The sequence below is a fragment of the Pelolinea submarina genome (genome assembly GCF_003966975.1).
Lineage (GTDB): Bacteria > Chloroflexota > Anaerolineae > Anaerolineales > Anaerolineaceae > Pelolinea > Pelolinea submarina.
Genome location: NZ_AP018437.1, coordinates 3,071,215 through 3,092,647, shown reverse-complemented (window position 1 = coordinate 3,092,647; position 21,433 = coordinate 3,071,215). Strand labels below are relative to the sequence as shown.

Annotated in this window: 20 protein-coding genes; 19 read left to right on the top strand and 1 reads right to left on the bottom strand. The window is 58.2% G+C overall.

What is annotated here, in order from left to right; genetic code table 11:
- Nucleotides 1-7: 7 nt before the first annotated feature.
- The 5 genes from Pelsub_RS13740 to Pelsub_RS13720 are packed head-to-tail and all read left to right on the top strand — an operon-like array spanning nt 8 to nt 4,894.
- The gene (locus tag Pelsub_RS13740) at nt 8-919 is read left to right on the top strand and encodes an SDR family oxidoreductase (RefSeq protein WP_116225609.1); all 912 of its coding nucleotides are present in this window, start codon (nt 8-10) and stop codon (nt 917-919) included.
- A 28-nt stretch (nt 920-947) separates the two neighbouring features.
- Nucleotides 948-2,015, top strand: coding sequence for an N-acetylneuraminate synthase family protein (locus Pelsub_RS13735; RefSeq protein WP_116225608.1), 1,068 nt, complete (start codon nt 948-950; stop codon nt 2,013-2,015).
- Nucleotides 1,978-3,138, top strand: coding sequence for a glycosyltransferase family 4 protein (locus Pelsub_RS13730; protein ID WP_158675123.1), 1,161 nt, complete (start codon nt 1,978-1,980; stop codon nt 3,136-3,138). The genes Pelsub_RS13735 and Pelsub_RS13730 overlap by 38 nt, the downstream gene beginning before the upstream one ends.
- Nucleotides 3,139-3,179: 41 nt before the next feature.
- A complete protein-coding gene (locus Pelsub_RS13725) occupies nt 3,180-3,956 on the top strand; it encodes a cytidylyltransferase domain-containing protein (RefSeq protein ID WP_116225606.1) in 777 nt (258 codons plus the stop codon).
- Nucleotides 3,957-3,976: 20 nt separating this feature from the next.
- Nucleotides 3,977-4,894, top strand: coding sequence for a hypothetical protein (locus tag Pelsub_RS13720; RefSeq protein ID WP_116225605.1), 918 nt, complete (start codon nt 3,977-3,979; stop codon nt 4,892-4,894).
- A gap of 5 nt (nt 4,895-4,899) precedes the next feature.
- On the opposite strand, the gene Pelsub_RS13715 is transcribed toward Pelsub_RS13720, so the two are convergent.
- Nucleotides 4,900-6,810 carry an ABC transporter substrate-binding protein gene (locus tag Pelsub_RS13715; RefSeq protein WP_116225604.1) on the bottom strand — a complete coding sequence of 637 codons (1,911 nt, stop codon included), beginning with the start codon at nt 6,808-6,810 and terminating at the stop codon, nt 4,900-4,902.
- Between the two features lie 115 nt (nt 6,811-6,925).
- Here Pelsub_RS13715 and Pelsub_RS13710 point away from each other — a divergent pair, with 115 nt between their 5' ends.
- From Pelsub_RS13710 to Pelsub_RS13645, 14 genes are all read left to right on the top strand, one after another.
- A complete protein-coding gene (locus Pelsub_RS13710; protein ID WP_126440551.1) occupies nt 6,926-7,915 on the top strand; it encodes a glycosyltransferase family A protein in 990 nt (329 codons plus the stop codon).
- A 34-nt stretch (nt 7,916-7,949) separates the two neighbouring features.
- Nucleotides 7,950-8,933 carry a Gfo/Idh/MocA family protein gene (locus Pelsub_RS13705; protein WP_116225602.1) on the top strand — a complete coding sequence of 328 codons (984 nt, stop codon included), beginning with the start codon at nt 7,950-7,952 and terminating at the stop codon, nt 8,931-8,933.
- 15 nt (nt 8,934-8,948) lie between these two features.
- Nucleotides 8,949-10,175 (top strand): acylneuraminate cytidylyltransferase, encoded by a 1,227-nt coding sequence (locus tag Pelsub_RS13700; RefSeq protein WP_116225601.1) that lies wholly within the window; start codon nt 8,949-8,951, stop codon nt 10,173-10,175.
- Nucleotides 10,176-10,265: 90 nt separating this feature from the next.
- Nucleotides 10,266-11,327, top strand: a complete 1,062-nt coding sequence (locus tag Pelsub_RS13695) for a radical SAM/SPASM domain-containing protein (protein ID WP_116225600.1) — start codon at nt 10,266-10,268, stop codon at nt 11,325-11,327.
- 40 nt (nt 11,328-11,367) lie between these two features.
- Nucleotides 11,368-12,240: an N-acetylneuraminate synthase family protein gene (locus Pelsub_RS13690; protein WP_116225599.1), complete on the top strand. Its 873-nt coding sequence runs from the start codon at nt 11,368-11,370 to the stop codon at nt 12,238-12,240.
- A 9-nt stretch (nt 12,241-12,249) separates the two neighbouring features.
- Nucleotides 12,250-13,863, top strand: a complete 1,614-nt coding sequence (locus Pelsub_RS13685) for a capsular polysaccharide export protein, LipB/KpsS family (RefSeq protein ID WP_116225598.1) — start codon at nt 12,250-12,252, stop codon at nt 13,861-13,863.
- A complete protein-coding gene (locus Pelsub_RS13680) occupies nt 13,860-14,798 on the top strand; it encodes a glycosyltransferase family 2 protein (RefSeq protein WP_116225597.1) in 939 nt (312 codons plus the stop codon). Before Pelsub_RS13685 ends, Pelsub_RS13680 begins: the two co-directional genes overlap by 4 nt.
- Before the next feature lie 46 nt (nt 14,799-14,844).
- Entirely contained in the window at nt 14,845-15,522 is a 678-nt protein-coding gene (locus Pelsub_RS13675; RefSeq protein WP_232528599.1) for an acylneuraminate cytidylyltransferase family protein, read from the top strand.
- A 62-nt stretch (nt 15,523-15,584) separates the two neighbouring features.
- Entirely contained in the window at nt 15,585-16,568 is a 984-nt protein-coding gene (locus Pelsub_RS13670) for a phosphoglycerate dehydrogenase (protein WP_158675122.1), read from the top strand.
- Nucleotides 16,569-16,572: 4 nt separating this feature from the next.
- The gene (locus Pelsub_RS13665; RefSeq protein ID WP_116225594.1) at nt 16,573-17,337 is read left to right on the top strand and encodes an SDR family NAD(P)-dependent oxidoreductase; all 765 of its coding nucleotides are present in this window, start codon (nt 16,573-16,575) and stop codon (nt 17,335-17,337) included.
- A gap of 3 nt (nt 17,338-17,340) precedes the next feature.
- A complete protein-coding gene (locus Pelsub_RS13660) occupies nt 17,341-18,153 on the top strand; it encodes a 6-hydroxymethylpterin diphosphokinase MptE-like protein (RefSeq protein ID WP_116225593.1) in 813 nt (270 codons plus the stop codon).
- The gene (locus Pelsub_RS13655) at nt 18,153-19,148 is read left to right on the top strand and encodes a glycosyltransferase family 2 protein (RefSeq protein ID WP_116225592.1); all 996 of its coding nucleotides are present in this window, start codon (nt 18,153-18,155) and stop codon (nt 19,146-19,148) included. The genes Pelsub_RS13660 and Pelsub_RS13655 overlap by 1 nt, the downstream gene beginning before the upstream one ends.
- Nucleotides 19,126-20,634 carry an ArnT family glycosyltransferase gene (locus tag Pelsub_RS13650; protein ID WP_116225591.1) on the top strand — a complete coding sequence of 503 codons (1,509 nt, stop codon included), beginning with the start codon at nt 19,126-19,128 and terminating at the stop codon, nt 20,632-20,634. The genes Pelsub_RS13655 and Pelsub_RS13650 overlap by 23 nt, the downstream gene beginning before the upstream one ends.
- Nucleotides 20,631-21,425, top strand: a complete 795-nt coding sequence (locus Pelsub_RS13645; protein ID WP_116225590.1) for a glycosyltransferase family 2 protein — start codon at nt 20,631-20,633, stop codon at nt 21,423-21,425. Before Pelsub_RS13650 ends, Pelsub_RS13645 begins: the two co-directional genes overlap by 4 nt.
- The last annotated feature ends 8 nt before the right edge of the window (nt 21,426-21,433 follow it).

Sequence of the window (21,433 nt, the reverse complement as noted above, 5' to 3'; positions counted from 1 at the left end):
AGCGCATATGCGTATCTTAGTGACCGGAGCTTCCGGCCTTCTGGGTTTGAATTTATGCCTGACCTCCGCCGCGCAGCACGAGCTGACCGGGCTGGTCAACCAGCGCGCTTTGACAGACGCGCCTTTTGATACCTTGCAGACAGATTTACTGGAAGCGGGGGCAGCCGAGAAGCTGTTTGACCGAGTGCAGCCGGAAGTATTGATCCACTGCGCGGCCATGGCCGATGTGGACAGCTGCGAACGCAATCCGCAAACCGCCCAGGCTATCAACGCAGAAGTGCCTGCGCAGTTGGCGGCGTTGTGCGCCCAGCGCGAGGTGCGCATGGTGCACATTTCCACCGACGCGGTCTTTGACGGCCAGCGCGGCAGCTATACTGAGGAAGACAGCCCCAACCCGCTGTCCGTTTATGCCCGCACCAAGCTGGAAGGAGAGCAGGGCGTTCTTAATGCCAATCCGCGTGCGTTGGTGCTGCGGGTGAACTTCTACGGCTACAGCCTGAGCGGCAGACGCAGCCTGGCTGAGTTTTTTCTGAATAATTTGTCGGCCGGCCAGCCGGTCAACGGCTTCACCGACGTGCATTTCTGCCCGCTGTATGTGGCGGATTTGGTAGACGTGATTTTTTCGTGTTTAGACCATCAGTTGTCTGGTTTGTACCACGCGGTCAGCCCGGAATGCCTGAGCAAGTATGACTTCGGACGCCGCATCGCGGATAAATTCGGACTGGACGGCAACCTGATCCGGCCGGTGTCGGTCAACGACGGCAACCTGTTAGCCAAACGCTCGCCCAACCTGACCCTGCGGGTGGATAAATTGCAGGGCGCCGGTGTGGACCTGCCGGGGCAGTCGGAAGGCCTGGAACGTTTCCATAGGCATTTCCGCCACGGATACCCGGAACTGGTCAAGTCTTACGCAAGCTAGATCAATTCACTTTCTTCAGGAGGAAAAAATGGAATTCAAAATCGGTAATCACTGGATTGGCGAGAAACATCCCACCTATTTCATCGCGGACATTGCCGCCAACCATGATGGCGACCTGGAGCGCGCCAAATTGCTTATCAAACTGGCCAAAGATGCCGGCGCGGACGCGGCCAAGTTCCAAAACTTTTCGGCGCCCAAGATCGTGTCGGATTACGGTTTCAAATCACTGGGCGGCCAGCAATCGCACCAGTCCAAATGGAAGAAATCCGTCTTCGAGGTTTACCAGGACGCTTCGGTATCCTTCGATTGGACGCCCATCCTGAAAGAAGAATGCGACAAGGTCGGCATCGATTATTTCTCTTCCCCTTACGATTTCGAAGCCATCGACCAGCTCGATGAATACATGCTGGCTTACAAAATTGGTTCGGGCGAGATTGACTGGATTGAGGCGCTGGAGCGCATGGCTGCCAAAGGCAAGCCGATTATCATCGCGACCGGCGCGGCCACCATCGGCGAGGTACAGAAAGCCGTGCACGCCATCCTGTCCATCAACAAAGAACTGGTGCTGATGCAGTGCAATACCAACTACACCGCCGACCCGGAAAACTACAATCACATTCATCTGAACGTGCTCAAGACCTACGCGGCCATGTTCCCGGAGGTGGTGTTGGGCCTTTCGGATCACACGCACGGGCACGCTACCGTGCTGGGTGCGGTGGCTTTGGGCGCGCGCGTGATCGAGAAACACTTCACCGATGACAACTCGCGCGAAGGCCCCGACCACAAATTTGCCATGAACCCGCAGACCTGGGCCGAAATGGTGGAAAACACCCGCCAGTTGGAAATGGCCCTGGGCTCACCGGATAAACGCGTAGCGGATAACGAAGTGGACACCGTGGTGATCCAGCGCCGCTGTCTGCGGGCCGCACGCGACCTAAAAGCCGGCGAAGTACTGACGCGCGACATGATCGATGTGCTGCGCCCGGCCACGCCCGGCGCCATCCTGCCGGACCACATCCAGGCTGTCATCGGCATGAAACTGCTGGTGGATGCCCCTTATGGCAAGGAATTGCGCTGGGGCATGCTTTCAAATTGATTTGGGAGAATTCGAACTGCGAATCTTATATTGTTCTCAAAATTACTGCCCGCATGACCACCGCTTCCTGACCGCTTTGAACGGCACGGAGCATGAAATCTTCTGGCTGCGCCTGGAACAAGACCGGCGCACCCAGGAAGCGCGCCCGCTGCCGGAAGGCATCAAGGAAGTGAGCTGGCGCGAACCCGCCACCCGCACTGGCTGGCTGGATTACATCGGCTTGAAAAAGAAATTCGCGGCGGTTCTCGAAGAAGTACAACCGGACGTGGTGCACGCCGGGCCGATCCAGCGCGTGGCGCTGCTGCCGGCGCTGGCGGGCTTTCACCCGCTGTTGAGCATGTCCTGGGGCTTTGATATGCTGGAGGACGCCGATCGCGGCCCATTGTGGCGCGCGGCCACCCAATACGTGCTGGACTGCAGCGACTGGTTCGCGGCCGATTGCCATACAGTCAGGCGCAAAGCGCAAACCTTCGGTTTTCCACCCGAACGCATGACCATCTTCCCCTGGGGTGTAGATCATGAAATCTTCCAGCCCAAAGACCGCGGCTTTATGCGCCGCCAGGTGGGTTACGAGGAAGATCTGCTGATTGTGCACACCCGCTCGTGGGAACCGCGCTACGGGGTGGACGTCATGCTGGAAGGCTTTTGGCAGGCTATCCAACAGCAGCCCAATTTGCGCATGTTCATGCTGGGCGGCGGATCGCAGGAAAAGCAGGTCAAGGGGTTCGTCAAAGACAAAGGCCTGGAAGAACGCGTCCTGTTTTGCGGGTACAAGGAGAACGAAAGCCTGGCGCAATATTACCGCGCCGCGGACGTTTATTTGAGCGCCTCGCATGTGGACGGATCCTCTGTGGCATTAATGGAAGCCATGTCGTGCGGCTGCCCGGCGCTGGTATCGGATATCCCTTCCAACCTGGAATGGGTGCACGACGGGCGCGAAGGCTGGGTCTTCAAGGACGGCAGCTCCAAGAGCCTGGCTGACCGCATTGTTGAGATCGCCCGCAACCGCCGGGAAGTGCCCGAGCGCGGTGCGGCGGCACAACTTAAGGCCGAACAGGATGCCGATTGGGGGCGGAATTTTGGTAAATTGTTGCAAACTTATCAAAAATTGGCTCCGCAGTGATAGACTTATTGGAAAAATTTTTGAAACGGTATGCGAACCCGATGGAACGAGTAGTCTGTATCATTCAAGCCCGTATGGGCTCCAGTCGATTGCCCGGTAAGGTGTTGAAAGACATCTGCGGTAAACCCATGCTGGCCTGGGTGGTGGAACGCGTGCGCCTGGCGCGCACGGTGGATCAGGTGGTGGTGGCTACCACGGCTGATATTGGCGACGACCTGATCGCGGCGTACTGCCGGGCCAACCGGATTGATTGTTTCCGCGGAGATGTTTTTGATGTGCTGGACCGCTATTACCAGACCGCGCGAGCGTATCGCGCCACAGTGGTGGTGCGCGTCACGGCCGATTGCCCGTTGATCGACCCGCAGTTGATTGACCAGGCAGTGCAGGAATTGCTCACGCGCGGGCTGGATTTTACCGCCAACCGCCTGCCGCCGCCCTTCAAACGTACCTACCCGATTGGTCTGGACGTGGAAGTGGCCACCATGACCGCCCTGAGCGAAGCCTGGAAAAATGCCGACCAGCAGCACGAACGTGAACACGTTATGCCTTACCTGTATTCGGGTCCGGCCATCTACAACACCAGCGTGTTGAACGCTGAGGCCGATTACGGATCGCAGCGCTGGACGGTGGATACCCCCGAGGATTTGGAATTCATGCGCAAGCTGGCTGCCTTGATGGGCTGCCGCATGGACTTCAGCTGGCACGATGTGCTGGCTTTGGTTGAGGCGCATCCGGAATTGTGCGAGATCAACGCGGATGTGCGCCACAAGTACATGAACGAGATCGACGAACGTTCCCTCAAAAAAGACAAGGAATAAAGCTGTAAAGGAAATGAATATTGGCTGAAAAACTGCTGACCCTCTTCACGACCCCCAAACCCTTCAAAGACCCGCACATCATCACCATCCAGCGCAACGCGCTGCGTTCCTGGCAGGCGCTGGGCGACGAGGTGGAGGTGCTGGTAATCGGCAACGACGAGGGTGTGGCGGAGAACACGCGTGAATTGGGCGTGCGGCATATCCCCGAGGTACGCTGCAACACGCACGGCACCCCGCTGATCAGCTCCATGCTGGAGCAGGCGCGCGCCAACAGCGACAGCCCTTATTTAGCCATCATCAACACCGATATCATCTTGTTCCCGGACATCCTCAAAGCCGTGCGCGCCACCGCCAACGCCTTCGAGCGCTTTGTCATGATCGGGCAGCGCTGGGATATGGACGTGACCAGCGAGCTGGCAGCCGGAGCGCAGGCTTTCGCGCAATTCAAAAAAGATGTGAAAACCAAAGGCAACCTGCATCCGCCCATGGGTAGCGATTATTTCCTGTTCCCGCGCGAATGCTACGCCAGCATCCCCGATTTTGCCATCGGGCGCGCCGGTTGGGATAACTGGTTCATTTTCAAAAGCCGCTGGGAGGGATGGAAGCTGGTGGACGCTACCAAGGACGTTACCATCGTGCACCAGTCGCACGATTACCGCCACCTGCCGGGCGGCCAGGCGCATTACCGCCTGCCGGAAACCGAGGAGAATGTGGAACAGGCTGGGGGTTACCACACCATCTTTACCATGGCCGACGCACAGTACAACCTAGTGAAGGGAAGGGTGGAACGCCGCCCGCTGACCTGGGAGCGCTTCGCTCGCGAGGTCGAGATCTTCCCCTTGACCGGGCTGCACTCACACTTTCTGGGAAAGCTTTCTTACTTCATGCACAACCCGCGCAAGGCTTACCTGGCCTTCCGGCGCTGGCTGCAGGGCTAGCAGACCTAAAGCGCGCAGTCGCCGCCGAAGTTGAAGGACTCAATGTCGGCCATATTGTTCAGATCGTCGGCCTGTACCGGACAGAAATCCACGCGTGCCACGCGCAGGTCGCTGTAGACGTACAGCGGCACCAGCGCCAGCTCCTCGTTCAGCAAAACTTCCATTTGAGCAACCAAGTCCAATTTATCTTTCGATAGTGGCGTGCTTTCCCATTGAGCGCACAGCACGTCCAGCTCGGCGTTATCGTAGCCGCTGAAGTTCAGGCTGTCACCCTCGCCAACCGTTCCGCTGAACAGCGGGCAGGGATTCTCAAGCGGCAGCGACCAGTTCAGCTGCGCCAGGTCGAAATTGCCCGCGAAGATCGATTCCATGTTTTGATTGTCCCAATAGACCTGCGGGTCGACTGCGATGAGGTTGACCTGGAAACCGCATTCCGTCAGGGATGCTTTGACCGATAGCGCCACCGCCAGATTGAGGTTGTCGTTCAGGGTCAGGTAATTGACCGAAAGCGGGCGGCCGTCGCCGGCGTTCGTGCGTGGCTCACCGGCCAGCCATCCGGCACTTTCCAGCAAGGCCTTTCCTTTGGCCGGGTCGGGCGCCAATTGGGCGTTGGCCTCTCCCGTTGGCACGATGGAGTTTAACGAAATGGCGCCGGGCACCTGGGCTAGGTTATGGAAGATGGTATCCACCAGCTCGCCGCGCTCCAAACAGGCCGCGGCGGCCTGGCGCATGGCGATGTCGCTGAACAATGCGGGTTCTTCTTCATGCATGCGCTGGTTGAACAGCAGCCAGGCGGCTTCGTTTTGCGCGCCGCGCGTAACCTGCACGCCTGCGTCCGAGAAGTAGTTCAATAAAATATTGAGCACTTCTAACTGGTCGCGCATGTCCACCGTGGTGGAGATCAGGTCGCAGCCGTTCTGTTGGACCGTTTCCTCATACTCGCCCAGGTCGTACTTAAACTGCGCGAAGGGTGCGCGGTTGAATTTCAGGTTGGCCAGGTTGGTGTCGCCATGGGAATCGGTGATCTTGAAGACCAGTGTATCGAAATGGGGCAGGCCCTCATCGGCGCGGAAATAATAAGGGTTCTTTGTCAGGCGGATATATTCGCCGCTCTGCCACTCATCCATTACGTAAGCGCCCCAGCCCAGCGGGCTGCGGTTGGAAGCGTCCGCTTGCAGCAGATCCGCTGCGCTGAGTTCTGCCCAGGCGTGGCGGGGCAGCGGCGGCCAGAAATAATCCTGCGGGCGGTCGCTGACCAGCCCGGGCAGGCCGACCCACGCCACTGTCTTTTCGTCCAGCGCCTGGTAGTTGGCGGTCTGTTCGACTAGCGTTTTTTCGCTTTGAGTGGCGGGCGTGACCGGGTTCGCCGCCAGGCTGTAACTGTAAACGGAATCTGCCGCGGTTAAAGGCTCGCCGTCCGACCATTTCAGATCGGGCAGCAGGGTAAAAAGCAGGCTGGGTTGGTCGAGCTGCAGCGGGCTGCTGCCATCCCACGTGAGGACGCAGTCGGCGCTGCCGCAACCGCTGGGGAAGACCTGCGTGCCGGCTTGCAGGTTAACGACCTGGCCCTGGCTGTTCACCACCGTTTGGCCGGCCTGCACTGTTACCGGGGTGAGGCTGAAGGCGGGCACTTCCGTCAGGATGACCGGCGTGACTTCTCCGCCGCTTTCATCGAACGGCCCGTCGTAGATGGCTTGCAGCACTTCGCGGGCGGCCTGCGACTGGGCCGCGTAGAGATAGAGCGACTCGGGCTCGTAGCCCAGGCAGATGGTCAGGCTGCGGGATTCTTCAGGCTGTTCATCCGGCGCTGTTATTCCCGCCGCCGCAGTAGGTTGGGCGGGGGTTTGCGGGCTGCCTTGAAATGCGCCTGCGCATAGGCTTAAAGTAAACAACGCGGTGAGGAAGGTTGGTTTCATAGCGGTCTTTTCTTTTGTTAATTGAAAAAGTGTAATTATGGTAGCATTATATCAATCCAAACTGTTGGACGGAAACACAATTCAATACCTGAATTTTGCAAAATGGAGATAAAGTTTGCCTAGAATTGGAATGAATCCCAGCCGCGGGAAAAAGTCGGATTACGTCCCCGCGCGCGTTACGGTGGCCGTATTAACTTACGTGCCCAATTCCCTGGGTTATTTTGAAAATCGGCTGGAAGTCACCAAAACCTGCCTGCAGAGCATCCTCAAACACACCTCGGTTCCTTACGACCTGATGGTGTTCGACAACGGCAGCCGCCCGGAGCTGGTGGATTACCTGCGCCAGTTGAAGGACGCCGGCGATATCGACTTTTTGATGCTTTCCAGCCAGAACATCGGCAAGATCGGCGCGCTGCAGCTCATGTTCAAGGCCGCGCCCGGCGAGGTAATCGCTTACTGCGACGATGACGTATTCTACCTGCCCGGTTGGCTGGAACGCAGCCTGGAAGTGCTTGATACCTTCCCCAACGTGGGCATCGTCAGCGGCATGTATATCAAGCCGCACATGAAAGAAGGTATCGAATCCACGCTGAAGTTTGCCGCATCCAAGGGTGTGGAAATGCAGCGCGGCAACCTGGTGGACCCGGCCCTGGAACAGCATTACATGGACCAGATGGGCCGCACCGAGGAGAAATACCGCGGCGAGGTGGCCGGACTGGAAGACGTGTTGATTACCTATAAGGGCATCAGCGTTTGGGCATCCGCCGGGCATTACCAATTGGTGACCAAAAAAGAAGCGATTTTACAGGCACTGCCCAAGAACTGGTCCAGCAACCTGATGGGCCAAATGCGCGACCTGGACGTGACCATCGACAAACTGGGCATGCTGCGCCTGTGCACCACACCGCCCACGCTGCGCCTGCTGGGCAACCAGATCGACGAAAGCGCCGCGGCGGTCATCCGCCAGTACGGCGTGGAAGTGCAGGCCGCGGCCGCGGAAAAGAAAGACGCGCCCGGGTGGAAGACCCGCATCGCGCGCCTGCCGCTCATTCAAAAAATCGCTTACCGGTTATACGAGCGCATGTTCAAGATTATCAATGCCTGATATTGAGAAGACACACGCGGAGTAAAGGGGTAGCATGAAATTTCTGATCGCCGGGTTGGGTTCCATTGGCCGCCGTCATTTGCGCAATTTGGCGGCTTTAGGCCAAAGCGACATCCTGCTTTACCGCACCCATCATGCTACGCTGGATGATGCCGAATTGGCTGCCTACCCTGTTGAGACCGATCTAGGTGCTGCCCTGGCGCAGGGGCCGGCCGCAGTTATCATCGCCAACCCGACCGCCCTGCACATGAGTGTGGCCGTGCCGGCCGCCAAACAGGGTTGTGCGCTCTTCATTGAAAAACCGCTGGCTTATCGGCCGGAAGATCTGGCCGAATTGGAAGGCGCATTGCAGGCCGGCAAAAGCCGCGTGCTTTCTGCCTACCAATTCCGTTTCAATCCCGGCCTGGCCAAGGTCAAACAACTGCTGGAAGAGGGCGCCATCGGCCGCCCGCTGACCTTCCAATGTTATTGGGGCGAATACCTGCCTGATTGGCATCCCTGGGAGGATTACCGCCAGAGCTACGCAGCCCGCAAGGAGCTGGGTGGGGGTGTGGTGCTGACCCTGTGCCATCCCATGGACTACCTGCGCTGGCTTTTCGGCGAGGTGCGCGAGGTTTTTGCCCTCACCGGCCGCCTGAGCGACCTGGAAGTGGATGTGGAGGATACGGCCGAGGCTGTATTGACCTTTGAGAACGATCTGACCGGCAGTCTGCACCTGGATTATTTCCGGCGCGACAAGCGCCACGATCTGGAGGTCGTTGGTACGTCTGGCACGTTATACTGGGATTACGCCGACAGCGCGGTGCGCCTGCGCACGCCGCAGGGCGAGCAGCGCTTCCCCGCACCGGAAGGCTTTGAACGCAACCAGATGTTTATGGACGAGATGGCGCATTTTATCGAGCTGGCGGGCGGTAAAGAACCCTCGCGCTGCACCTTCGAAGATGGTAAAAAGGCGCTGGAATTGGCCTGGGGCATTCTGCAGTCCGGCCAGTATCACCAGCGCGTGATCTATGATTAAGAACAGGATAATCTCATGAAGAAACCTGAAGTATTGGCAGTCGTTCCGGCGCGCGGTAACTCGAAGAGTATTCCGCGCAAGAACATCCGCCCGCTGGGCGGCGTGCCCCTGATCGCCTACAGCATCGCGGCCGGCTTGCAGTCGCAGGCCGTCACGCGCACCATCGTCTCCACTGACGATGAAGAGATTGCGGCGGTCGCGCGCCAGTATGGCGCCAAGACGCCTTTCATGCGTCCGGAGGAATTCTCGCGCGACGAGACTCTGGATTTCCCGGTGTTCAAGCATGCCCTGGAATGGCTGGCCGAGCACGAAGATTATCATCCCGATGTGCTTATCCAACTGCGCCCCACTTCGCCCTTCCGCCCGCCCGATTTGTTGGATCAGGCCGTGCAGCTGCTGCTCGACCATCCGCAGGCGGATTCGGTGCGCGGGGTGGTGCCCTCCGGCCAGAATCCCTATAAGATGTGGTCGGTCAACCCCGACGGCAGCATGAGCCCCATCCTGACGGTGGCGGGTGTCAAAGAAGCTTTCAACGCGCCCCGCCAGCAATTACCCGATACATACTGGCAGACCGGGCACGTGGACGCCATTCGCCCGCGCGCCATTTTGGAGAAGAATTCCATGAGCGGCGACGTGATCCTGCCGCTGTTCATTGACCCGGCTTACACCGTGGACATCGATACGCTGCTGGACTGGCAGCGCGCCGAGACCAGCATTATGGAAGACCGCCTGAAGATCGTGGCTCCCGAGCAGGGACACCGGCCTTTTCCGGCCACCCCGCGCCTGCTGATCCTCGACTTTGACGGCGTCATGACCGATGACCGCGTGTGGGTTGACCAGGACGGGCACGAGATGGTGGCTGCCAGCCGCGCGGACGGCATGGGCCTGGAGCGCCTGCGCCAGTTGACTGGCATGCAGGTGCTGGTGATGTCCAAAGAGACCAACCCGGTGGTGGCGGCGCGCTGCGCCAAACTTAAACTGGATGTGCTGCAGAGCGTGGGCGACAAAGCCTCCGTCCTGAAGAATCTATTTCTGGAACGCGGCCTGAAACCGGAAGATGTGCTCTACGTTGGCAATGACCTGAACGACCTGCCCTGCTTCCCGCTGGTGGGCTTTGCCGCGGCGCCCGCGGACGCTTTTCCGGCAGTGCGCCAAAGCGCCGACCTGGTATTGCAGAGCCCCGGCGGCTTCGGCGCGGTGCGTGAGTTGTGCGAACTGCTGATCGAACGCCTGAGCAGCTGAACAGGCGATTTGAGAGGTTTTTTACAAAGCGTTATAATGGCTGTCCTTCAATATAATGGAAAGACGCAAACAAATCAATGGAGATAAACAATGTTTGATATTGATTTTTACATGAAAGTTTTCGACCTGAAATATAAAATGATGCAGGGCCAGAAGTTCGAGCGCGAGTACTTGCTGCAAAAACTGGAGGAATACCGCTCCCCGAACCCGGTGGTCTATAACATCGAAACCACCAACGCTTGCAATATGCGCTGCGAGATGTGCCCGCGCACGACTATGATGACACGCCCGATCGAGACCATGCAGAAGGAGACCTTCGAAAAGGTCATCAACCAACTGCGCCCCTGGTCACAGGAAGAATGGGCAAAGTGGGAAGCCTTCGCGGCCGAAAATTACAAGATCGACAAGAATGATATGAGCGAGAATCATTTCTTCCTGTACGTCATCCCCAAGGTGATCGTGCTGCACGGTTACGGCGATCCGCTGCTGGACAAGAACATTCCCGATTACGTGAAAATGATGACCGAGCGCGGCTTATTAAGCTATTTCAGCTGCAACCCGGCCAACATCAACCTGGAACGTACCATCGAAACCTTTGAGAACGGCCTGGATTACATCAAGTATTCGGTCGAGAGTGTGGACGACCTGCGCCACAAGGAAGTGCGCGGCCAGCAGTCCAATTTCTCGGAGAGCTACCAGAAGATCCTTAAGCTGTTGGACGTCAAAGCCCAGCGCAACCTGAATACCACCATCGTGATCACCATGATCAACCTGAACAAACCCTGGCAGCAGGAAGAGTTCGAAAAGGTCAAAGAAGCCTTTAAGGGTATGGACGTGTATGTTTACCTGAAGAGCCAGGACCAGATGTGGTACGAAGATAACAACCAGGGCACGCAGTCCATCCATTGGCTGGAATTCTGCCAGTTCCCCTGGTCGTCCATGACCGTCAAATCCAACGGTGAGTCCGTGGAATGTGTGGAAGATTTCAACAATGAGATCGTCTTGGGCGACGCCAAGACCGAATCGCTTTACGATATTTGGAATGGTGAAAAATACAAACGCTTCCGCCGGGACCATTTTGAATTGACGCCCGGCCTGAAATGCACCGAACAGTGCGATATGCAGCTGGTCGGCAGTTTTCTGGCTTCCTGAAACTCTGTAAATCAACTAAACCGATCTAAAGGAGCGTAAAATGGCGCGAGAAATGAAAATTGGCAATCGCATGATTGGGGACGGGCATCCGGCTTACATCATCGCGGAAATTGGCATCAACCACAATGGCGATCTGGACACCGCCAAGGAAATGATCATGTCGGCCAAAGATTGCGGCGTGGACGCGATCAAGCTGCAGAAACGTACCCCTGAATTGTGCGTTCCCAAAGAACAGCGCGACCTGATGCGCGAAACCCCCTGGGGCTATATCACTTATATGGCCTACCGCGAACGGGTCGAGTTCGGTGAAGCCGAATACCGCGAGATCGACAAATTGTGCAAAGAACTGGGCATCGACTGGTTCGTGTCCGTGTGGGATGAGCCTTCGGTGGATTTCATCGAAGCCTTCAACCCGGTTTGCTATAAGCTGCCTTCCGCCTCCCTGACCGATCACAACCTGCTGCGCAAAGTACGCGCAACCGGGCGCCCGATGATCGTCTCCACGGGCATGTCCACCGGCGACCAGATCAAGGACGCCGTGGCGGCTATCGGCACGGATAACCTGGCCATCACACACGCTACCAGCACCTATCCCTGCGACCCGCAGGAACTGAACCTCAAGATGATCCAGACCCTGAAGGACGACTATCCTTGCCCGATCGGCTACTCCGGCCACGAAGTCGGATTGATCACCTCCGTGGTGGCGGTTTCCATGGGCGCCTGCATCGTGGAGCGCCACTTCACGCTCGACCGTTCCATGTGGGGCAGCGACCAGGCCGCTTCAGTCGAGCCGGGCGGTTTCCGCCGGCTGGTCAAGTACATCCGCGTGACCGAAATGGCCCTGGGCGATGGGGTCAAGCGCGTGTACGACAGCGAAAAATCCTCCATGAAGAAATTACGGCGTTACCTGTAAGCTTCTGCTATGAATTTGATCCAACGGGCGCAAACGCGCGTTAAACGGGAGCTGGCCCTGCGGCGCAATTACCGCAGGGTACGTGAACTCACGGCCGAGATCGATTCGGCCGCGTCTGCATCCGCATCCGCCGGCGGACAGCCGGTGATCTTCTTCAACGCCTCCACGCGCCTGTCCGGCTTGAGCCAAAACGCCGGTTTCTCGCTGGTCAGCAGCCTGGCGCTGCGCCGTGCCGGCATTCCCGTTATCCATTTCGTCAGCCAATGCGGCCTGTCGCACTGCGTGCTGGGCACGGATAAGGACCATCCGCACACCCCGCCGCCCTGCGCCGAATGCACGCGCACTTCAAACCTGATCTTCGAAGGGGCGCAAGTGCAGCCCTTTACCTTCCAGCGCGACCAGGCACTCGCCGCGCATCTGGATAACTTATTGTTGGAAGAATTGCTGCAGGTGACCTGGCAGGATATCCCGCTGGGCAAGCTGGTGCTGCCCTCCCTGCGCTGGGTGCTGCGCATTCATCATCTCAAGGACGATGAACCCACCCGCTACCTGGCGCGCGAGTTCATGCTCTCGGCCTATTACGTGGCGCGTGAGTTCGAGGCGCTGATCGAGAAGAACAACCCCCTGGCCGTAGTGGTCTTCAACGGTATGTTCTATCCTGAAGGCACCGCGCGCTGGGTGGCCCAGCGCCGCGGACTGCCCGTTTATTCGCACGAGGTTGGTATGCTGCCGCTCTCGGCCTTCTTCACTGCCGAGGAAGCCACGGCTTACCCGGTCAGAGTGGATGAAGCTTTCCAGTTGAACGACGAACAGAACGCGCGCCTGGACGCCTACCTCAACCAGCGCACGCAGGGCAAGTTCGTCACTGCCGGCGTGCAATTCTGGCCGGAGATGCGCGAACTGGACGATGATTTTTGGGGACGCGCGGGGCAATTCAAGGCGGTCGTGCCGGTCTTTACCAACGTGGTATTTGACACCTCTCAAGGACACGCCAACGTGGTCTTTGAGCACATGTTCGCCTGGCTGGACCTGGTGCTGGAGGAGATCAAAGCCCATCCGGAGGTTTTCTTCGTGCTGCGCGCCCACCCGGACGAGGAACGCCCCGGCAAGGAAAGCCGCGAGACGGTTTCCGATTGGGTCAAGTCACGCAATGTGGAAGCCTTGCCCAACGTGCTCTTCATCGGCCCGCGCCAGTTCATCAGTTCTTACGAACTGATCGCGCATGCCAAATTCGTGATGGTCTACAACTCCACCGTCGGCTTGGAGTCTTCCGTGTTAGGCAAACCTGTATTATGCGCCGGCAAAGCGCGCTATACCCAGATCCCCACAGTGTTCTTCCCGCAAAGCGAACAGGAATACCACAAGCAATTGCGCGCGTTCCTGGCGGCCGAGACGGTTGAACAGCCTGATGAATTTCAGCGCAACGGACGGCGCGTGCTCTACAGCCAGTTGTTCCGCGCTTCGCTGCCCTTCGGCGACTTCCTGGAAGAGGACGGCGTGTGGAAGGGTTACGTGCGCCTGAAGGACTTCAAGGCCGAGGCACTCGACCCACAAAACTCCGCCACCCTGCAGGTGGTATTGGACGGCATCTTGAAAGGGAAGCCTTTTATCCTGGACTTATGAAACCGGTATGTTCCATCATCATCCGCGCGTTTAACGAAGAGCAGCACATCGGCCGCTTGCTGGACGGCATCCGCCAGCAGACGGTCAAGGACGTGCAGATCATTTTGGTGGATTCGGGTTCCACCGACCGTACAGTCGCGATCGCTGAAGCCGGCGGCGCGGATGTAGTGCACATCTCCCCGCAGGAGTTCACCTTCGGGCGTTCGCTCAACGTCGGCGTGCGCGCGGCCAAGGCCGACCTGCTGTTGATCGCCAGCGCGCACGTCTATCCGGTCTACCCGGACTGGATCGAGCGCATGCTGGAGCCCTTCGCCGACCAGCGTATCGCGCTGGTGTACGGCAAACAGCGCGGCGTTTCGACCTCACAGTTCTCCGAGCAGCAGATCTTCACGCACTGGTACCCGGATGAATCGCAGAAGATCCAGGACCATCCCTTCTGCAACAATGCCAACGCCGCCATCCGCAAGGCTTTGTGGAACGAACACGCTTACGACGAAAGCCTGCCCGGCCTGGAAGACCTGGAATGGGCCCAATGGGCTTTCGACCAGGGCTACCGCATCGCTTACAGCGCCGAGGCTGAGATTATCCACGTGCACAGCGAATCCTGGCAAGGCATCCACAAGCGCTACACGCGCGAGGGCATGGCCTTCAAGCAGATCTACCCGCACGCCACCTTCAGCCTGGGCGACCTGCTGCGCTTGTTCCTCAAAAATGCCTTCAACGACTTGGGGCAAGCGGCCCGCCAGCACGTCTTTTTCCGCCAATTCGGCAGCATTCTGCGCTTCCGCTGGATGCAATTCCACGGCACTTACGTGGGCTACCAGCGCTCCGGCCCGCTCACCTGGCAGCTCAAGCAGTCCTTCTATTACCCGCGCGAAAATGGGGATAAGACTAAAAACGCCAAACGGGATGTCAAACCCATCACTTACGATTAAAATAAAGCTGTAAGCTTTTCAATTAAATATTCTGCTGGAGGCTAGTTTGAACGATTTGAAAATTGCCGCGCTGGTGCCCATGCGCCACCATTCACAGCGCGTGCGCAACAAGAACTTCCGCGACCTGGCCGGGAAACCCCTGTTCCACTACATCATCGAAACTCTTGCGGCTTGTCCGGAGATCGACCGGATCGTGGTAAACACCGACAGCCAGCCCATCCAGGAGGACCTGGCGGCGCATTACCCGCAGGTGACCGTGCTGGTACGCCCGCCGGAACTGTGCGCGGACGATATCCCCATGAACGACATCCTGCTATATGATACCGAGCACGTGCCGGCCGACCTGTACCTGCAAACCCACAGTACCAACCCCTTGTTGAAATCAAGCACAGTTTCCAAGGCCATCCACGAATTTTTGGATAAAAAAGACGCATACGACTCGCTTTTCTCCGTGACGCGCCTGCAAACACGCCTGTGGGATCGCTTTACCCAGCCCATCAACCACGATCCGGAAGTGCTGCTGCAAACCCAGGACCTGCCCCCGGTTTACGAGGAGAATTCCTGCATCTACATCTTCACCGCCGACAACCTGCGCGCGCGCCATAACCGCATCGGGCGCAAGCCGCTCATGTTCGAGACGCCTGTGGAGGAAGCCCTGGACATCGACGAGGAGAGCGATTTCCTTATCGCGGACCTCTTGATGAAGAACCGCTTGCGATCTTGACGAAGCCTTGAAGCGGCCTCGACTGGTATAATCCCAGCATCACTATGGTTTATCAGGTGAATATGCCAACTTATAAAATTTTGCTTTCCGCACCTTACATGCTGCCCTTCGTGGAGCATTTTCGGCCCGTTTTTGCGCATTACGACTGCGAGCTGATCATCCCGGAGGTTAACGAACGCCTGGAGGCGCCCGAAATTCTGCGATACGCCGGCCAATTTGACGGTACGGTGTGCGGCGACGACCGCTACACGCCCGAGGTCATTCAGCAATGCGCTCCGCGCTTAAAGGTCATCTCCAAGTGGGGCACCGGCATCGATTCCATCAACCAGCAAGCGGCCGCCGAATCAGGCGTTAAAGTCTGCCGCACCACCAACGCTTTTACCGTGCCGGTCTCCGACAGCGTCATGGCCTACATGCTGGCATTCGCGCGCCGCCAGCCCTGGATGGACCGTGAGGTCAAATCCGGCCGCTGGGAGAAATTGCCCGGGCGCGCGCTGAGCGAATGCGTGCTGGGCGTGATCGGCGTGGGCAACATCGGCCGTGAAGTGCTGCGCAAGGGACGCGCTTTCGGCATGACCTTGCTGGGCAACGACATCGTCAGTATCCCGCGCGAAGTGACCACCACCCATCAGGTGGAAATGGTCAGTTTGGAGGAATTAATGAAGCGCGCCGACTTCATCAGCGTGAACTGCGACCTCAACCCGACCAGCTTCCACATCATCAACAGCGACACCCTGGCGCTGGTTAAACCCGGCGCGATTTTGATCAATACCGCGCGCGGCCCGCTGGTGGAAGAACCCGCGCTGGTGCAGGCGCTGCAGAGCGGCCGCTTGGGCGGAGCCGCGCTGGACGTGTTCGAACACGAACCCCTGCCGGAAGATTCCCCGCTGCGCGGCATGGACAACGTCATGCTGGCGCCGCACAATTCCAATTCGTCCCCCACAGCCTGGGAGCACGTGCATTGGAACACTATTTTGAACTTATTGGATGGGCTGGAAATTCCCCATCCCGATTTTGAAGAAATCAGACAAAAATACAGCAGGTGAGATAATGGCAGATCGAAAAAAGGTTATGTTGATCACCGGCGCGGCCGGCGGCATTGGGCGCGCGGTCGTGCAGATTTTCCACGAACACGGTTGGCGTGTGGTGGGTGTGGACCGCGCCGAGTTTGGCGAAGGTTTTCCTGAAGACGGGCTCTTTTTCCAGGCGGATATCTCCAAACCGCAGGATATCGAAGAAATCTACCGGCACACAGCCGAGTTCAGCCCGGTGCTGGACGCGGTGGTCAATAATGCCGGGGTGCAGATCGGCAAACCCGTGCTGGAAACCACCGTGGAGGATTGGGACACCACCATCGCTTCCAACCTGCGTTCGGCCTTTCTGGGCTGCAAGTTGGCCTATCCGCTGCTGAAGGCTGCGGGCGGCGGCGCCATCGTCAACATGAGCTCGGTGCACGCCATCGCCACCTCGCCCAACATTTCCGCTTATGCGGCCAGCAAGGGCGGGCTGCTGGCTTTCACGCGCGCCGTGGCGATCGAATTCGCCCAGGACAACATCCGCGTCAACGCGGTGCTGCCCGGCGCGGTGGACACGCCCATGCTGCGCGCCAGCATGAGCCGCGGGCATTTCGACGGCCCCTCCGTGCAGCAGCGCCTGGATAACCTGGCCAACAAGACCGTCAACGGGCGCATCGCCACCCCGCGCGAGATTGCCCAGACCATCTACTTCCTGGCGGACAACGAGCAGTCCTCCTTCATGACCGGCCAGGCTTTGGTAGTGGACGGCGGCGCGACCGCCAAGCTGAGTACGGAATAAGAAATGTCATTTAAAGAAACACTCAAGAATAGCCTGCCCGACCCGCTGTTGTCCGTCCTGAAGAACGGCTGCGATAGCATTCAGCGCCTGCCGGATGACTTTGAGGCTTCCACGCATCCCTGGCGGCGGGAAGTCAACGCGCGCCTGCGCCCGCTGCATAATGCTTACCAGGGCAAGCGCTGCTTCATCATTGGCAACGGCCCCAGCCTGAAGAACACCGACATGCGCAAACTGCGCGGCGAATATACCTTCGGCATGAACCGCATCTACCTGATGTTCCCGGAACTGGGCTTCGAGACCTCTTTCTTCGTGTCCATCAACGACCTGGTGATTGAGCAGTGCGCCGCGGACATCCAAAAGTTGAATATCCCCAAGTTCATCGCCTGGCACGCGCACCAGTGGCTGCAGCCGGACGAGAATATGTTCTTCCTGCACACGTCCTACACCGGCCCTAAATTTGCCACCGACATCACCAAGCGCCTGTGGGAAGGCGCCACGGTCACGTATGTGGCCCTGCAAGTGGCTTATTACCTGGGTTTCAGCGAGGTCATCCTGATCGGCGTGGACCACAGCTTCGCCACCAAGGGCAAGCCCAACACGACTATTGTTTCCGAGGGCGATGATCCCAACCATTTCAACCCGGCTTATTTCGGCAAGGGTTTCCGCTGGCAGCTGCCCGACCTGGATACCTCCGAGGTGGGCTATGCCATGGCACGCCAGGCTTACGAAGCCGATGGACGACGCGTGCTGGACGCCACCGTGGGCGGCAAGCTGACCATCTTCCCCAAGGTGGACTATAACACCCTGTTTGATTGATGACAGATTATCCGCTCGTCTCGATCATCACCCCTTCGTATAACCAGGCCGCATACCTGGAAGCCACCCTGCGCTCCGTACTGGAGCAGAATTACCCCAATATCGAGTACCTGGTGGTGGACGGCGCTTCGACGGACGGCAGTCTGGAGATCATCCAGCGCTACGCACCGCGCCTGAGCTGGTGGGTGTCCGAAAAGGACCGCGGCCAGGCCGAGGCCATCAACAAGGGCCTGCGGCGCGCCAAAGGCGAGTTCGTGGCCTGGCTCAACTCGGATGACCTGTACGCGCAGGGCGCGGTCAGCAAAGCGGTGGCCGTCCTGCTGACCAACCCGCAACTGGGCATGGTCTTTTCCGACGTGTTCTCCATCGATGCGAATAATGAAGTATTCAACACCATGCGCTACGGCGATTGGAATTTGCTGGACCTGATGTCCTTCCACATCATCGGCCAGCCGGGCGTGTTCATGCGCCGTTCCGTGCTGGAGCGGGCCGGTTATCTGGACCTGGATTATCACTATCTGCTGGACCACCAATTGTGGCTGCGCATGGCGGCCCAGGCGCCCATCCGGCACGTTGACGACTTTTTCGCCGCGGCGCGCTTCCACGCAGAGGCCAAGAACGTGGCTATGGCGGCCGAGTTTGGGCGTGAAGCCTTCGCTATTGTGGACTGGATGCAGACGAATCCTGAATTGGCAGCGCTTTTCGCTGATGACGAACGCAGCATCCGTGCAGGCGCTTATCTGTTGAGCGCGCGCTACCTGCAGGACGGCGGCCGGCAGGGCCGCGCCTTCGTTCACTATCTCAAGTCTCTGTGGTATCATCCAGCCACAGCCTGGCGCGAGAGACGCCGCATGCTGTTTGCCCTGGGCAGTCTGGTGCTGCCGCTGGATAAGCTGCGCGACCGCTATCTTCAAAGCCGCTCGCAAAAAGTGCGCAGCCTGGAACTTCAGGAATATACGAGATTATTTAATTATGCCCAAAGAAAAGAAGAATAACGTCCGCTGGCTGTGGCTGGCGCTAATCGCCCTGGCTTTCATTTTGGGAACGGCCGTGCGTTTTTACGACCTGACGGACGCCCCGCTGGATTTTCACCCCACCCGCCAATTGCACTCCGCCCTGATCGCGCGCGGCATGTATTACCAGACGCTGGAGGACGCTCCCACCTGGCAGAAAGACATGGCTCTCAAGCAGTGGAAGACCGAAGGGCTTATTGAACCACAAATCATGGAACGCCTGACAGCCTGGGGTTACCAGCTGTTGGGTTCCGAACAGTTGTGGGTGGCGCGCGTATGGGCCATCCTGTTTTGGACCCTGGGCGGGATTTTCTTATGCTTGTTGGCGAACGAGTTGTTCGGCCTGGCCGGTTCCGTGCTGGCGGTCGTCTATTTCCTCTTATGGCCCTACGCGGTCATGTCCAGCCGTGCCTTCCAACCTGAATCGCTGATGGTGGCAGCCATCATCATTGGCTGGTGGGCGGCCGTGCGCTGGCTCAAACAACCCACCTGGTGGAACGTGGTGCGCGCGGGACTGCTGTGCGGGCTGGCCATTTACGTCAAATCCGTGGCGGTCTTCTTTATCGCCCCGGCATTGGCCGGCTTGCTGTTGACCAATTTTAAATTCAAGGACTTGCTGAAGAACAAGCAGGTTTGGCTGTTGTTTGTGCTGGCCGTCAGCCCGTATATTGCCTATCACATCTTCGGCGTGTACATCATCAAGTTGCTGGGCGAGCAGTTCAGCCTGCGCTTCTTCCCCAATTTATGGATCGATCCGGTTTTCTATTTGCAGTGGATCGGCGAGATCAAAAGCGTGGTCGGCCTGGAAGTGTTCCTGACCGGCGTGATCGGACTGCTGGTCTTTGCGCCCAAACGCTGGAAAGGCCTGTTGATCGGCCTGCTGGCCGGTTACTTCATTTACGGCTTTACCTTTTCCTATCATATCTCCACACACGATTATTACCAGATGCCCCTGCTGGCCATCACCGCCCTGGGGCTGGGGGCAGTCTTCCAGACGCTGGTGGACAACCTGCCGAAGGGCAACCGCCGCTTCTCGCTGGCGGTCATTGCGCTGGTATTGGCTTCCTTTATGATGTTGAAAGCCTGGGATGCGCGCGTGACGCTCAAGAAAACGGATTATCACAATGAGACTCGCTTCTGGGAGAAGTTAGGCGACCAGTTAGGGCACGCCAGCCATGTGGAAGGACTGTTGACCGACTACGGCTACCGCCTGGCCTATTGGGGCTGGGTGGACGTGAGCCCCTGGATGGACACGGCCGACATCAACCTGCGCGAGCTGGCCGGCAACGAGGTGGATCTGAACGCGGCCTTCCAGGAAGCAGTCAAAGGCAAGGATTACTTCGTCATCACCCAGATGGACGAGCTAGCCCGCCAGCCGGAATTGAAGCAGGCTTTGGACGCGAATTTCTCGCTGATCGAAGACACCGATGAAGTGATTATTTACGACCTGCACGTGGTGGAAAAGTGAAAGTGAACGATCCGCGGGCGCCGTTGGTGTCCATCATCACCCCTTCATACAACCAGGCCGGTTATCTGGAAGAAACCATCCAATCCGTGTTGGGGCAGACCTATCCCAACATTGAGTACATCCTGATCGACGGCGGTTCAACCGACAACAGCCTGGATGTGATCAAGAAGTACGCCGATAAGTTGGCCTATTGGGAATCCGTTAAGGATAAAGGCCAGACGGACGCCATCAACAAGGGCTTTGCGCGCGCTACAGGTGAGATCATTGCCTGGTTGAATTCGGATGATACGCTCGAACCGCAGGCTGTAGCTGAAGCGGTGGCGTTCCTGAGCGAGCACCCCGAGGTGGGGCTGGTGTACGGCGATGCCCATTACATTGATGAAAAAAGCCGCGTGATTGGCAATTTCCCGGCTGCGCAAACCGATTTGAAAAAGCTGCGTAAGGGTTACGTGCACATTCCCCAGCAGGCCTCCTTCTTCCGTAAATCCCTGTGGGATCAGGTTGGCCCGCTGGATGACAGTTTCTTCTTTGCCATGGACTACGACCTGTGGACGCGCCTGGCGGCCGTCTCTGAATTGCGCTATTTGGAGGGGCGCGTGTGGGCCAATTTCCGCCTGCACGCCGACGCAAAGACCATTGCGGCGGATGACCGCTGCTGGCCGGAGATGCTGCGTGTGCATTACCGCGAGGGCGGCTCGTTTCTGGCACCCATCGTGTTGAAGTACTACATCCGCAAGCTGGCCGCGCCTTTCATCCGCTGGCGCCGAAAGCGCATGTTCAAGCAGGATTAGTCGTCCAG